This is a genomic window from Pseudomonas sp. G7(2022) (genome assembly GCF_052660475.1).
Window position 1 is genome coordinate 4,489,337 of record NZ_CP109659.1, and the last position, 15,202, is coordinate 4,504,538.

The 15,202-nt window shown below is 60.4% G+C and carries 11 protein-coding genes; 5 read left to right on the forward strand and 6 right to left on the reverse strand.

Annotated elements, in window-relative coordinates; genetic code table 11:
• Positions 1-13: 13 nt before the first annotated feature.
• From pheA to mtnA, 4 genes are all read right to left on the reverse strand, one after another.
• Positions 14-1,108 (reverse strand): prephenate dehydratase, encoded by a 1,095-nt coding sequence (gene pheA / locus NE357_RS20410; protein WP_169431379.1) that lies wholly within the window; start codon positions 1,106-1,108, stop codon positions 14-16.
• The gene (gene serC, locus NE357_RS20415) at positions 1,108-2,193 is read right to left on the reverse strand and encodes a 3-phosphoserine/phosphohydroxythreonine transaminase (protein WP_169431380.1); all 1,086 of its coding nucleotides are present in this window, start codon (positions 2,191-2,193) and stop codon (positions 1,108-1,110) included. The genes pheA and serC overlap by 1 nt, the downstream gene beginning before the upstream one ends.
• Before the next feature lie 64 nt (positions 2,194-2,257).
• Positions 2,258-5,041 (reverse strand): DNA gyrase subunit A, encoded by a 2,784-nt coding sequence (gyrA, locus tag NE357_RS20420; protein WP_169431381.1) that lies wholly within the window; start codon positions 5,039-5,041, stop codon positions 2,258-2,260.
• Positions 5,042-5,465: 424 nt separating this feature from the next.
• Entirely contained in the window at positions 5,466-6,542 is a 1,077-nt protein-coding gene (mtnA, locus tag NE357_RS20425; protein WP_114884665.1) for an S-methyl-5-thioribose-1-phosphate isomerase, read from the reverse strand.
• 108 nt (positions 6,543-6,650) lie between these two features.
• Between mtnA and NE357_RS20430 the strand changes: the two genes are divergently transcribed.
• The 5 genes from NE357_RS20430 (at position 6,651) to NE357_RS20450 (ending at position 11,539) form a co-directional block, all read left to right on the forward strand.
• Positions 6,651-7,985 carry a TRZ/ATZ family hydrolase gene (locus tag NE357_RS20430; RefSeq protein ID WP_169431382.1) on the forward strand — a complete coding sequence of 445 codons (1,335 nt, stop codon included), beginning with the start codon at positions 6,651-6,653 and terminating at the stop codon, positions 7,983-7,985.
• 58 nt (positions 7,986-8,043) lie between these two features.
• Positions 8,044-8,742 (forward strand): bifunctional 2-polyprenyl-6-hydroxyphenol methylase/3-demethylubiquinol 3-O-methyltransferase UbiG, encoded by a 699-nt coding sequence (ubiG, locus tag NE357_RS20435; protein ID WP_007950906.1) that lies wholly within the window; start codon positions 8,044-8,046, stop codon positions 8,740-8,742.
• Positions 8,743-8,746: 4 nt separating this feature from the next.
• A complete protein-coding gene (mupP, locus tag NE357_RS20440; RefSeq protein ID WP_169431383.1) occupies positions 8,747-9,418 on the forward strand; it encodes an N-acetylmuramic acid 6-phosphate phosphatase MupP in 672 nt (223 codons plus the stop codon).
• Between the two features lie 91 nt (positions 9,419-9,509).
• Positions 9,510-10,250 (forward strand): YciK family oxidoreductase, encoded by a 741-nt coding sequence (locus NE357_RS20445; protein ID WP_169431384.1) that lies wholly within the window; start codon positions 9,510-9,512, stop codon positions 10,248-10,250.
• A gap of 362 nt (positions 10,251-10,612) precedes the next feature.
• Positions 10,613-11,539, forward strand: a complete 927-nt coding sequence (locus tag NE357_RS20450) for a GGDEF domain-containing protein (RefSeq protein ID WP_169431385.1) — start codon at positions 10,613-10,615, stop codon at positions 11,537-11,539.
• 202 nt (positions 11,540-11,741) lie between these two features.
• Here the strand turns inward: NE357_RS20450 and NE357_RS20455 are convergent, their stop codons facing one another.
• Complete coding sequence (locus NE357_RS20455; protein WP_243433291.1) at positions 11,742-12,503, reverse strand: TenA family transcriptional regulator; 762 nt, start codon at positions 12,501-12,503, stop codon at positions 11,742-11,744.
• A 79-nt stretch (positions 12,504-12,582) separates the two neighbouring features.
• On the reverse strand, positions 12,583-15,045 hold the full coding sequence (locus tag NE357_RS20460; protein ID WP_169431387.1) for an EAL domain-containing protein: 2,463 nt from the start codon (positions 15,043-15,045) through the stop codon (positions 12,583-12,585).
• Positions 15,046-15,202: the final 157 nt, after the last annotated feature.

The window sequence follows — 15,202 nt, forward strand, 5'->3', positions numbered from 1 at the left end:
TTGCTACCGCCCCTTAAAGAACTGCTTTCGGGTAGGAACCCAGCACCTTGAGTGCTACTGCTTCCTGACTGATCTTTTCCAGTACACCCTTGATCAGCGGATCACGGTGATGGCCGACGAAGTCGATGAAGAACACGTAGGTCCATTTGCCACTGCGCGACGGACGGGTTTCGATCCGGGTCAGGTCAATCCCGTTGTCATGGAACGGCACCAGCAGCTCGTGGAGCGCGCCGGGCTTGTTGCTCATGGACACGATGATCGAGGTCTTGTCGTCGCCGGTCGGCGGCACTTCCTGGTTACCGATCATCAGGAAGCGCGTGGAGTTGTCCGGGCGATCCTCGATCTTCTCCGCCAGACGGGTCAGGCCATACAGCCCGGCCGCCATGTCACCGGCGATCGCCGCCGAATTCCATTCGCCCTTGACCCGCTTGGCCGCTTCGGCGTTGCTGGCAACCGCCACGCGCTCGACATTCGGGTAATGGGCATCTAGCCACTTGCGGCACTGGGCCAGCGACTGGGCGTGAGAATAGATACGACTGATGCTGTCAGTCTTGGTGTTTTCACCGACCAACAGGTGGTGGTGAATCCGCAGTTCCACTTCGCCGCAGATCACCATGTCGTGCTCAAGGAAGCTGTCGAGGGTATGGTTGACCGCGCCTTCGGTGGAGTTCTCCACCGGCACCACGCCAAAATTCACCGCACCGGCCGCCACTTCACGGAACACTTCGTCGATCGCGGCCATCGGCTTGCTGATCACCGCGTGACCGAAGTGCTTCATGGCCGCCGCTTGGGTAAAGGTGCCTTCCGGACCGAGATAGGCCACTTTCAGCGGATTCTCCAGGGCCAGGCACGAGGACATGATTTCACGGAACAGCCGCGCCATCTCTTCGTTGCCCAACGGCCCCTTGTTGCGTTCCATCACGCGCTTGAGGACTTGCGCCTCGCGCTCGGGACGATAGAACACCGGCTGCTCGCCTTCGGCCAGACTGGCCATCTTGACCCGGGCAACCTCCTCGGCGCAGCGAGCGCGATCGCTGATCAGCTGGAGGATCTTCTCATCGAGGCTGTCGATGCGAACGCGCAGCGCCTTGAGTTCCTGCTCGGACATCAGGAATGCTCCTTCTCGAATTCAGCCATGTAGCCGACCAGAGCCTCGACGGCGTCCAGACCCAGGGCGTTGTAGATCGAGGCGCGCATGCCGCCGACCGAGCGATGCCCCTTGAGATTGAGCAGGCCGCGGGCGTCAGCGCCGGCCAGGAACGCCTTGTCCAGACGCTCATCCGCCAGGCGGAACGGTACGTTCATCCAGGAACGGGCATTGGTGCTGATCGGGTTGGTATAGAAGTCGCTGTTGTCGATGAAGCCGTACAGGCGATCTTTCTTCGCCTTGTTGCGCTGCTCCATCGCGGCGACGCCGCCCTGCTCCTTCAGCCACTCGAAGACCAGGCCCGAGAGGTACCAGGAATAGGTGGCCGGCGTGTTGTACATCGAACCGTTGTCGGCCGAGATCTTGTAATCGAGCATGGTCGGGCACGAACTGCGGGCGCGGCCCAGCAGGTCTTCACGGACGATCACCACCACCAGACCGCTCGGGCCGATGTTCTTCTGCGCACCGGCGTAGATCAGGCCGTACTGCGACACATCGATCGGACGCGAGAGGATATCGGAGGACATGTCGACCACCAGCGGAACGTCACCGGCCTCGGGAACCCAGTCGAACTGCAGGCCGCCGATGGTTTCGTTGGACGCATAGTGCAGATAGGACGCACCCGGGGTCAGTTTCCACTCGTTCTGACCGGGAATGGCCAGGTAGTCATAAGGCTTGGCGCTGGCGGCAACGTTGATATTGCCAAAGCGACGCGCTTCTTCGATGGCTTTCTTCGACCAGATGCCGGTTTCGACATAGTCGGCAGTGCCGTTCTCGGGCAACAGGTTCAGCGGAATCTCGGCGAACTGCTGGCTCGCGCCGCCCTGCAGGAACAGCACTTTGTAGTTGGAGGGGATGGACAGCAGGTCGCGCAGGTCCTGCTCGGCTTTCTCGGCAATGGCCACATAGTCGTCGCTACGATGGCTCATTTCCATGACCGACAGACCCTTGCCGTGCCAGTCGAGCATCTCAGACTGGGCACGCAACAGGACAGCTTCAGGCAGCGCAGCGGGACCTGCGCAGAAGTTAAAGGCTCGTTTGCTCACATCCACTCTCGCTATGCAATCACGGTAGCGGACAGAGCAAACACTCTGCCCTGCTACGATTTGGTTAGTCTTGCGACTCTTCTTCGTCTGCGGCATCCGCCTGCAGGTTGTCGACTGCATCGTCCGGTTCGGCGCCGATCACGCCCTCTTCCAGTTCGACACCTTCTTCACCTTCAAGCTCTTCACCCTCGACTTCCGACGGCTCCTGAACCCGCTCCAGACCGACCAGGGTTTCATCCTTGGCCAGCTTGATCAGGGTCACGCCCTGGGTGTTACGACCCAGACTGGAGACTTCGTCGACACGGGTACGCACCAGCGTGCCCTGGTCGGAAATCAGCATGATTTCTTCGCCATCCTGCACCTGAACCGCGCCGACCAGACGGCCGTTACGCTCGTTGCTGACCATGGCGATAACGCCCTGACCGCCACGCTTGTATTCAGGGAACTCGGTGATTGCCGTGCGCTTGCCGTAGCCACGCTCGGAAGCCGTCAGGATCTGGCTGCCCTCTTCCGGGATCAGCATCGAAATCAGTTTCTGCCCTTCCGGCAGACGCATGCCACGCACACCGCGAGCGGTACGGCCCATGGCGCGGACTTCGGATTCCTTGAAGCGTGTCACCTTGCCACCGTCGGAGAACAGCATGATTTCCTGCTCGCCATCGGTGATGGCAGCGGAGATCAGGATGTCGCCTTCGTCCAGCTCCAGCGCGATCAGACCGACGCTGCGCTGACGGCTGAAGGCCACCAGCGGGGTCTTCTTGACGGTACCATTGGCGGTCGACATGAAGATGAACGGTGCCTTCTTGCGGTCGGCAGCCCTGATGCGCGCGCGGCGCTCCTCTTCGGTCTCGTTGCTGTTTTCGATGTCTTCTACATCGGTCTCGGCGCCTTCGGCTTCTTCCTCATCAGCCTGACGCTTCATGGCTTCGAGATCGACCGGCAGCATGGTGGTGATGTATTCACCGTCATCGAGCGGCAGCAGGTTGACCAGTGGACGGCCACGGGCAGCGCGGGACGCTTCCGGAATCTCGTAGGTCTTGAGCCAGTACACCTTGCCCTTGCTGGAGAACAGCAGCAGCGTGGTGTGACTGTTGGCGACCAGCAGGTGAGCGATGTAGTCCTCATCCTTCACGCCGGTAGCCGATTTGCCTTTACCGCCACGACGCTGAGCCTGGTACGCAGCCAGTGGCTGGGTCTTGGCATAGCCACCGTGGGAGATGGTCACGACGCGCTCTTCTTCCGGGATCATGTCACCCAGGGTCAGGTCGAGACGGGCATCGAGGATCTCGGTGCGGCGCACGTCGCCGTATTCGGCGCGAATCACTTCCAGCTCTTCGCGGATCACTTCCATCAGGCGCGTGGCGCTGTTGAGGATGCGGATCAGCTCGCCGATCTGGTTGAGGATCTCTTGATACTCGGCCAGCAGTTTCTCGTGTTCCAGACCGGTCAGACGGTGCAGACGCAGCTCCAGAATGGCTTGCGCCTGTTCCGGCGAGAGGAAGTACTTGCCTTCACGCAGACCGTATTGCGGATCAAGGTTTTCCGGACGGCACGAATCGGCACCGGCACGCTCCACCATCGCGACCACAGCCGAGGACTCCCACGGCGTGCTGACCAGCGCTTCCTTGGCTTCCGACGGCGTCGGCGAAGCCTTGATCAGGGCGATGACCGGGTCGATGTTCGACAGGGCAACGGCCTGACCTTCGAGGATGTGGCCACGCTCACGAGCCTTGCGCAGTTCGAACACGGTACGGCGGGTAACGACTTCGCGACGGTGACGGACGAAGGCTTCCAGCAGATCCTTGAGGTTGAGGATCCGCGGACGGCCGTCGATCAGCGCAACGATGTTGATGCCGAATACCGATTGCAGCTGGGTCTGGGCATAGAGGTTGTTGAGGATCACCTCAGGCACTTCGCCGCGACGCAGTTCGATCACGACACGCATACCGTCCTTGTCGGACTCGTCGCGCAGTTCGGTGATGCCTTCGAGTTTCTTCTCTTTTACCAGCTCGGCGATCTTCTCGATCAGACGCGCCTTGTTCAGCTGGTAAGGCAGCTCGGTGATGACGATCTGCTGACGGCCACCGACCTTGTCGATGTCTTCGATGATCGAACGGGCGCGCATGTAAATGCGGCCACGGCCGGTGCGGTAGGCTTCAATGATGCCGGCGCGACCATTGATGATCGCGGCGGTCGGGAAGTCCGGACCGGGGATGTATTGCATCAGCTCATCGACGGTCAGTTCGGGATTGTCGATGAGAGCCAGGCAACCGTCGATGACTTCACCGAGGTTGTGCGGCGGAATGTTGGTCGCCATGCCCACGGCAATACCGCTGGAACCGTTGACCAGCAGGTTCGGAACGCGGGTCGGCATGACCGCCGGGATCAGTTCGGTGCCGTCGTAGTTCGGCACCCAGTCCACGGTTTCCTTGTGCAGGTCGGCCAGCAGCTCGTGCGCCAGCTTGGTCATGCGCACTTCGGTGTATCGCATGGCCGCGGCGTTGTCGCCGTCCACCGAACCGAAGTTGCCCTGGCCGTCGACCAGCAGGTAACGGAGGGAGAAAGGCTGCGCCATGCGGACGATGGTGTCGTACACCGCGGTATCACCGTGCGGGTGATACTTACCGATCACGTCACCGACGACACGGGCAGATTTCTTGTACGGCTTGTTGAAGTCGTTGCCCAGCTCGCTCATCGCGAACAGCACGCGACGGTGCACGGGCTTCAAGCCATCGCGCGCATCCGGCAGTGCACGGCCGACGATCACGCTCATCGCGTAGTCGAGATAGGACTGTTTCAGCTCGTCTTCGATATTGACCGGGAGGATTTCTTTGGCCAGTTCGCCCATGAGAAGCCTGATTCCTTTTTCTGGTGAAACTTCGCCATATCCATAGGGGACGCACGAAGCTCGTCGATGCAGGCCGAGTGCCATGCGCCGACTTACGACAAATCGACAAGTTGACCCTGGATTTGCGCAGTGAAGACAACCCCGTGGGACTGCCTCGGAAAACGCCGGATGTTATCACAAGAGCCGCCACGCACCTATCCCCCAGATGCGCATGGAGCATAGTTAGATGACCGATGACAGGCTTAAAGGGGACGAGAGAGGCTCAGAGCTTCCCTGAATGCAAATTTCGGGACGAAATTGCGGATGTTTATTGACTTTCAAGGCACCATCGCGAGCAGGCTCGCTCCCACAAGGTTCTGTGGCGATCACAAAACCTGTGGGAGCGAGCCTGCTCGCGAAGAGGACAACGCAAACATCAAGCCAATCAATGCAAGCGCTTGCGGCACATCAACTGCGCCATTTTCGCGGTATCGGGACGTTCGACGATGCCTTTCTCGGTAACGATCGCATCAATCAGGTCCGCCGGCGTCACGTCGAACACCGGATTGAACGCCTCGACATCCGCCCCGACACGCTTGCCGCCAACTTCCAGCAACTCGGCGCCGTCGCGCTCCTCGATCGGAATGTCATCACCGCTGGCCAGGTTCATGTCGATGGTCGAACTCGGCGCCACGACCATGAAACGCACGCCGTGGTGCATGGCGTTGACCGCCAGTTGGTAGGTGCCGATCTTGTTCGCCACGTCGCCGTTGGCGGTGATCCGGTCGGCGCCGACGATCACCCAGGTCACACCTTTGGTTTTCATGATGTGCGCGGCGGCGGAGTCGGCGTTGAGGGTTACCGGAATGCCTTCGTTGGCCAGTTCCCACGCGGTCAGGCGCGAGCCTTGCAGCCAGGGACGGGTTTCGTCGGCGTAGACGCGCTCCACCATGCCTTCGATGAACGCTGCGCGAATCACCCCGAGCGCGGTACCAAAACCGCCGGTGGCCAGGGCGCCGGTGTTGCAGTGGGTCAGGATCGCCTGGGCGTTGCCCTGATGCTTGCGGATCAGGTCGACGCCGAGCTGGGCCATGGTCAGGTTGGCTTCGCGATCGCTTTCATGAATGGCAATGGCCTCGGCTTCGAGCGCCTCCAGCGGATCGGCGTTGTCCTTCAGGCGATCCAGCCGGTCATGCATGCGGTTCAGTGCCCAGAACAGGTTGACCGCCGTTGGACGGGAATCGGCCAGCAGCATGAAATCCTCTTCCAGCGCGGCATACCAATCGCCACCCTCGGCAATTCGGGCACGGGCGGCCAACACGATGCCGTACGCGGCACTGATGCCGATGGCCGGCGCACCGCGCACCACCATCGAGCGAATCGCCTCGGCCACGCCGGCAGCGCTGGTGTAGGCGATCCAGTTTTCCTCGAACGGCAAAACGCGCTGATCCAGCAGGTGGAGCGCGCCATCACGCCAATCGATGGCCTTCACTTTCTCCGCAGCCAACAGTCGATCGCGCATCCCTCACCCCGCACTCATGAACAAAAGCCGCCGATTATAGCGATCCCCCCGTGAAGACGCTCGGGTATACTTCGCCATCCTTTACAAAAGCACTGGAACCGACCCTCGATGCCGAAACCTGCCATTGCGCTCGACTTATTATTGCTGCCGACCTGGCTGGTACCCGTCGAACCCGCAGGCGTTGTGCTCAAGGAGCATGGCCTGGGCATCCGCGACGGTCGCATCGTTTTCATCGGCCCGCGCGCCGAAGCCTTGAAGTGTAACGCCGCTGAAGTCCGCGAATTGCCGGACGTTCTGCTCGCCCCCGGCCTGATCAATGCTCATGGCCATGCCGCCATGACCCTGTTCCGCGGCCTCGCCGACGATCTGCCGTTGATGACCTGGCTGGAAAACCATATCTGGCCGGCCGAGGGCAAGTGGGTCGATGAAGATTTCGTGCGTGACGGCACCGACCTGGCCATCGCCGAGCAGATAAAAGGCGGCATCACCTGTTTCTCGGACATGTACTTCTTCCCGAAGGTTGCCAGTGAGCGCGTACACAACAGCGGAATTCGCGCGCAGATCGCGATTCCGATCCTCGACTTCCCGATTCCGGGCGCCGCCAGCGCCGATGAAGCCATTCGTCAGGGTGTCGAATTGTTCGGCGACCTGAAGCATCACGAGCGCATCAAGATTACCTTCGGACCTCATGCACCCTACACCGTTGGTGACGAGAACCTGGAAAAAATCCGCGTGATCGCCGAAGAACTGGATGCTTCGGTTCACATGCACGTCCACGAAACCGCCTTCGAAGTGCAGCAAGCGGTCGAACAACGCGGTGAACGCCCATTGGCCCGCCTCGGCCGACTGGGCCTGCTCGGACCGCGCTTCCAGGCCGTGCACATGACCCAGATCAGCGATGACGACCTGGCGTTACTGGTAGAAAGCAACACCAGCGTGATCCATTGCCCGGAGTCGAACCTGAAACTGGCCAGCGGCTTCTGCCCGGTAGAGCGTCTGTGGCAGGCCGGGGTCAACGTCGCGGTCGGCACCGATGGCGCGGCGAGCAACAATGATCTGGACCTGCTGGGTGAAACCCGCACCGCCGCCCTGCTGGCCAAAGCCGTCGCCGGCTCGGCCACCGCGCTGGACGCCCACCGGGCGCTGCGCATGGCCACGCTGAACGGTGCACGGGCATTGGGGATTGAAGCCGAGACCGGCTCCCTGGAACTCGGCAAGGCTGCGGACATTGTCGCTTTCGACCTGTCCGGCCTTGCGCAACAACCGGTCTATGACCCGGTTTCGCAACTCATTTACGCCACCGGCCGCGACTGCGTAAAACACCTGTGGGTCGCCGGCAAGCAGTTGCTCGACGACCGCCGCCTGACGCGCCTGGACGAACAGCAGCTCGGCGAAACCGCCCGGGCCTGGGGCCGACGCATCAGCGGCCACACCGAATCGTAAACACCCCGGAGCAGACTTCGGGACTACAACCCTTTTTCAAGTTTTAGAGGATTGAATCATGAGCAACGTCGACCACGCCGAAATCGCCAAATTCGAAGCCCTGGCCCATCGCTGGTGGGACCGCGAAAGCGAGTTCAAACCGCTGCATGACATCAACCCGCTGCGGGTCAACTGGATTGACGAGCGCGTCAATCTGGCCGGCAAGAAGGTGCTCGACGTCGGCTGCGGCGGCGGCATCCTCAGCGAAGCCATGGCCCAGCGCGGCGCGACCGTCACTGGCATCGACATGGGTGAAGCGCCGCTGGCGGTTGCACAGCTGCATCAGCTGGAATCCGGCGTGAACGTCGAATACCGCCAGATCACCGCCGAAGCCCTGGCCGAAGAAATGCCCGAGCAGTTCGATGTCGTCACCTGCCTGGAAATGCTCGAGCACGTGCCGGACCCCTCCTCGGTGATCCGCGCCTGTTTCCGCATGGTCAAGCCCGGTGGCCAGGTGTTCTTCTCCACCATCAACCGCAACCCGAAGGCGTACCTGTTCGCCATCGTCGGCGCCGAATACATCATGAAACTGCTGCCGCGCGGCACCCACGACTTCAAGAAATTCATCCGCCCCTCCGAGCTGGGCGCCTGGAGCCGCATGGCCGGCCTGACCGTCAAGGACATCATCGGCCTGACCTACAACCCGCTGACCAAGCACTACAAGCTGGCGGCGGACGTTGACGTCAACTACATGATCCAGACCCTGCGCGAGGAATAAGCCGATGGCCATCAGAGCAGTCCTTTTCGACATGGACGGCACGCTGCTCGACACCGCGCCGGACTTCATCGCCATCTGCCAGGCGATGCGCGCGGATCGCGGCTTGCCGCCGATGAACGACAAGCACATCCGCGACGAAATCTCCGGCGGCGCCAAAGCCATGGTCGCGGTGACATTCTCGATGGATCCGGAGTCGCCGGGCTTCGAGGAGCTGCGCCTGGAGTTCCTCGAGCGCTACCTCGCCGGTTGCGCCGTGCACAGCAAGCTGTTCGACGGCATGGGCGAATTGCTGGCCGACATCGAAAAAGCCAATCTGGTCTGGGGCGTGGTCACCAACAAGCCGCTGCGCTTCGCCGAGCCGATCATGCAGCAGCTGGGGCTGGCCGAGCGCTCGGCGTTGCTGATCTGCCCGGATCACGTCAAGAACAGCAAACCGGATCCCGAGATGCTGATCCTTGCCTGCAAGATGCTTGACCTGGATCCGTCGAGCGTTCTGTTTATCGGCGATGATTTGCGTGACATCGAATCCGGCCGCGATGCCGGCACCAGGACCGCCGCCGTGACCTATGGCTACATTCACCCGGACGACAACCCTCGGCACTGGGGGGCGGATGTCGTGGTGGATCACCCGCTGGAGTTGCGCAAGGTGCTCGACAACGCACTCTGCAGTTGCTGAGACCTGACGCTGAGCGTCATTGGCTGCATTCCCACGCGGTCGCGTTCGACGCCTCGACGTGGGAACGATCTGACTCTTGATGAGGTTTTTTATGTTTGATTACACCGCTCGCCCCGAATTGCTCAAGGATCGGGTCATTCTGGTCACCGGTGCCGGTCGCGGCATCGGCGCCGCTGCCGCGAAAACCTACGCAGCCCACGGTGCCACCGTTCTGCTGCTGGGCAAGACGGAAGCCAATCTGACCCAGGTCTATGACGAGATCGAGGCGGCCGGGCATCCTCAGCCGGCCGTGATCCCTTTCAACCTCGAAACCGCCCTGCCCCATCAATACGATGAGCTGGCGGCGATGATCGAGACCGAATTCGGTCACCTCGACGGCTTGCTGCACAACGCCTCGATCATTGGCCCGCGCACGCCGATCGAGCAGTTGTCCGGTGAAAACTTCATGCGCGTCATGCAGGTCAACGTCAACGCGATGTTCATGCTGACCAGCACCTTGTTGCCACTGCTCAAACTGTCCCGGGACGCCTCGGTGGTGTTCACTTCCAGCAGTGTCGGGCGCAAGGGACGCGCTTACTGGGGTGCCTATGGCGTGTCCAAGTTCGCCACCGAAGGTCTGATGCAGACCCTGGCCGACGAAGTCGACGGCGTGGCCCCGGTGCGTTCCAACAGCATCAACCCGGGCGGCACCCGCACCAGCATGCGCGCCCAGGCGTACCCGGGGGAAAACCCGCTGAACAACCCGACGCCGGAAGAGATCATGCCGGTCTATCTGTACCTGATGGGCCCGGACAGCACGGGCATCAATGGCCAGGCATTCAACGCCCAGTAATGCCATACGTCGCATTTGTGGCCGTGGCGGTTTCCCGTCATGGCATACATTTGCCGCTTTGCGCAGACCCGTTTCAGTCAAATAACCACCATCCCGCTCAACGTTAAAAATTCAAATCGTTGATTCATAAAGGTTTTAATAAAACCTGAACTGAATGGCACGACTTTCGCTCTACATTTCCTCAAAGCACGCCGAGTGAAGGCAGTCGGGCAAGGCCTGATTCGATAGCTGACTAATCGTCATCGGGCAGACTAAACTTACGCCAAACGTCCTACGGGACTGATGGATCAGTATGACGCGCAGCCCATAGCCGCTCTCACCCAGCCTGTAAGACAGACTTACTGCTTAGGGGCTCACGCCGTATGAAATCACCCTCCCAGACCACTGCAATTGACTTCGACAGTGCCAAATTGCAACGCCTGGGCTTTGGTCAGTTGCCTCCGCTTCTGCAGCGACCTGTCAGCGCGGCGCAATTGCGCCAGCAACTGAGCCTGCAACTGCAAACCAGCCTTGAGCCCCAGCGCATCCTCGGCCTGTTTTTCCGCGAAGCTCAACGCCTGGTGCCCTTGGACGCCATGACCTATGTGCACAGCGGCAGCGATTTACGCCTGGAGTTCGGCGCCCGCGGCCACCACTCGGTCAGCTACAGCCTCAGCCACGAAGGCGAGCACATGGGTGAACTGGTATTGCGGCGCAATCAGCGGTTCAGCGAAGTCGAGTTGGGCAACTTCGAGTCGCTCCTGTCTTCGCTGCTGTACCCGATGCGCAACGCGCTGCTCTATCGCGTCGCCACGCAAACAGCCCTGCGCGATGCGCTGACCGGCACCGGCAATCGCATCGCCATGGAGCAGACCCTGCAGCGGGAGATCGAGATGTCCCGGCGGCATTTGCAACCCTTGTCGTTGCTGATGCTGGACATCGACCACTTCAAACAGGTCAATGACAGTCATGGTCACAGTGCTGGCGATGAAGTGCTCAAAGCCGTGGCGGCGTCGATCAAGAATCAGTTGCGCAATGTCGACATGGTTTTTCGTTATGGCGGGGAAGAGTTTCTGATTCTGCTGTCCAACACCAGTCGCGAAGCCGCCGCAATGGTCGGTGAACGTCTGCGCCATGCAACGCAAGCCCAGGACTACTATGCCGATGGCCAGCTGATCGAGCTGACCGTGAGCCTTGGCTGCGCCACCCTGCTGCCCGGCGAATCGTCCGACAGCCTGCTGCGCCGCGCCGACAGCGCGCTCTATGTGGCCAAGCGCGAGGGACGCAATCGCCTGACGATGGCCGGCTAGACAGCTACCGGCAATAAAAAACAGGAGCCTGTGGCGGACCGTGTGAAAACACAGCCTGCCAAGGTCCGGTTTTCACCTTGGATATAGCGCATAAGAAAAATGCCCGTATCTTGCGATACGGGCATTTTCTTTAACCGGCCAGCAGATTGCCAGGTTTTCACACGGTCTGTGTGGGCTCCCGTTTTTATGGGCGCTGTCGGAACTAGCTCTCGACCAGTGCCCGTCGCTCGCGACCGGCCAGCACCCGCTCCGTCAACTCCAGCTGCATGCAGCGCTCGAGGAACAGATACATGTAGTCATAACTCTTGCACACGGCCTGGCGCAGCTCCGTTTGCAACGCACGACTCGGATTTGTCCCGGCCAGGGTGCAGATGATTTCCAGCGCCTCCCAGGGGTGAGCGTCATCGTACTGGGCGTGCATCTTCAGCCACTTCATTGCCCGTTTGCGATCCTCTTCAGGGAATGCGGCGGCATACACACCGGTCGAGCAAACCAGCGCCGACCACTCCCCGGTCGCGCCTTCGATCGCATAGTTGGTGGCGGCAATGGCCACGATCAGCGAATCCGCCGAACTGGTGTGCCAGCACCAGTGACTCAGGGCGTGCAACTCCGGCGGCACTTGCTGCGCCTGCAAGTCTTCCAGACTTACACCGTGGGCCCGACTCCAGTTCAACCAGTAATCGGCGTGATTGAGTTCGACGCGGATGTTGCGCATCAGCCAGCGCCGCGCCATGTCTTCCCCGGGGTGACGGGCAAATTTGGTTTTGGTGAGATTCTGCGCCATGTACAACGCGAACTGCTCAACGACGGGCCAGCCCCCGATCAGGTACTGGCGCATGGTCTTGGCGCTGAGCTTGTTATCACGCATGCGCAGATAAAGTTCATGTTCGACAACCCGGCGTTTGCTCTCGCTGCAATCCTGGATCAACTGTTGCGCCCAGGCGGGATAACTTGCAGCTTCCATGAGTGGTCCGGTTCGGTTGAATGTGTCGATCACTGTTCGGCTCCTTTTGATTTGTGATTGTAAGGATCGGCAAGAGTCTTCAACGGAACGTGCCAGGCGCTTTGAATAACAGCGGCTGCGGTCTGGCGGGCCGGCTTTGCAAACTGTCGCAGGTAAACAATTGCGGGCGCTCGACTACATAACCCTGAGCGTAATCCACACCAATTTCAAGCAACGCCTGCTCGATTTGCACTGTTTCAACAAACTCGGCAATTGTCTGCTTACCCATGACATGCCCGATGTGGTTGATCACTTCGACCATAGCGCGGTTAATCGGGTCGTCCAGCATATCCTTTACGAAACTCCCGTCGATCTTCAGGAAGTCTACAGGCAAATGTTTCAGATAAGCGAATGAAGACATTCCGGCACAAAAATCATCAAGGGAGAAGTAACAACCTAAGCCTTTGAGTTCATTAATAAATCTGATTGCACTGCCGAGATTTGCAATAGCACTGGTTTCCGTAATTTCAAAACAAATCATTTCAGGCGGTACGCAATAGATATCAAACTGTTCCCGTAGAAAGTGCAAGAAAGCGTCATCTCCGATAGTAATGCCTGAAAGATTAATCGCACACATTGCCAGAGGGCCTTCGCACTCTTCGTTAATACATTGGGCGATAACCTTAAATACATTCTCCACAACCCAGCGATCCAGCGAGGTCATCAAACCGTAACGTTCCGCTGCCGGTATGAAACTGTCCGGCAGAATCATCCGGCCTGCCTCGTCATGCAGGCGCAACAGAATCTCGATGTGCCCGCGGTCGCCACCAGCGACCGAACCCAACGGGGCGATTTCCTGGGCGTAGAGACAAAAACGGTTTTCCTCCAGGGCCATGTGCAGGCGTTGCACCCACGCCATCTCGCCAAAACGCAGGGACAATTCCGAGTCGTCGGCATGGTAGACCTGCACCCGGTTGCGGCCCTTTTCCTTGGCCATGTAGCAGGCCATGTCGGCGGCCCGCAACGAGGTCTCGAGGGTGGTCGGAGTCTGGGAAACATGCACCAGACCGATGCTGACAGTGGTCAGGAACGGGCGTCCCTTCCAGACGAAATGCAGATTCTGCACGGTCTGACGCAAGCTTTCGGCGATCTTCTCGGCCGCCTCCGGCGCGCAGTTCTCCAGCAGGATGCCGAACTCATCGCCGCCCAGCCGAGCCAGGGTGTCGCCCTCGCGCAGACCTGACTGCAGCAACGCGCAGATATGCCGCAGCAACTCGTCGCCGGCCGCGTGACCGCAGGTGTCGTTGACCAGTTTGAATTGATCGAGATCGAGGAACATCAATGCATGCCGCCCCGGCTGCCGGGTCAGGTTGTGCAGGGCCTGTTCGAGGCGGTATTCGAACTCGCGACGGTTGGCCAGGCCGGTCAGTGCATCGTGGGTGGCCTGCCACGACAGATTGGCGATGTATTGCCGCTCCTGGGTCATGTCATGCAGCACCAGCACCGTGCCGCTGACCTTGCCGGCGTTGCGGATCGGCGCGCCGACCAGGGTCACCGACACGGTGCTGCCGTCCAGTCGCTGGATCAGCTTCGAGTGTTCACTGCCGCCGGTGAGCTGGCCGCTGAGAATGTGCTCGATCAGGGTCAGCCCTTCGGTCTGGGCGTTGTCATCCAGCAGATTGAACAACGCCGCCAGCGGCAGACCGGAAGCCTGTTCAGCCTTCCAGTGAGTCAATGCTTCGGCGGCCGGGTTCATGTAGTCGATCGCCCCGCTCACATCGGTAGTGATCACCCCGTCGCCAATGGAATGCAGGGTGACATGAGCCCGATCCTTTTCCATCTGCAGCGCTTCGGCAAAGGCGTGCCGCTGCTTGAGCAATTTGTGGGTGCGCAGCAGCGCCAGCACGATCAGGCCCAGCGCGGTGGCGAGGTTGGTGAACAGCAGCAGGCGCATGATCATCCGCGAGCCTTCACCCAAGGCATCGCTGAACGCCTTGGCGGCCGGCGTCACGCCGTCGTTGATCGCAAAGATCCGGTCCTTCCAGCGGTGGATATCGGCCTCGGTGGCGGCATTGGCAATGATGCGCTGATGCATCTCTCGCGCCACGCCGTCGAGCTCCACCAGGTAGGCGTCCCCCAGCGTCCAGCGGTCGATGGCGGTTTCCAGATAGCTGAAGTGACGGAAATTCAGGTACAGCCAGATCAGGCTGGAGACATCGTCAGGGTGGTTGCCCCCCTTGAGAATGCCCTCGCGCGCCGATTGCAGGTCGGGCGGTTGCCTGTCCAGTGCCAGGCGCAACTGGTGGCCGCCCTGGGGCACGGCGATTGCGCTCTGGTATTTGAGGTAAATCGCCTCGTCACGGCTGTCGGCATAGAGGTTGAGGTAATAGATGGCGTCTTTCTGGCCCTTGGACCACAGGCTCTCGCCCGCGACATAGCCGCGAACGGCCGACAGGACGTAAAGACTCACGCCCCCCAGCAATGCCTGAAACAACACGACGGCGATGAATGGCCAGACGATGCCCAGCAACCGAGGCGTTCCGAGAGTCCGCTTTTGCTTCATGGTATTCCTTGCATGAGCACTGCCTGATCGTCCTGCGAACATCCCCCCAAGACTAGGAGGCCTTCACGGTTCCGGCAAGCGGCGGATCAGCCTCAGTTCAGGACAGAAGCTCGATAGACATATGTACGGCCACCATTGTGGGCGGGACCGATTAACT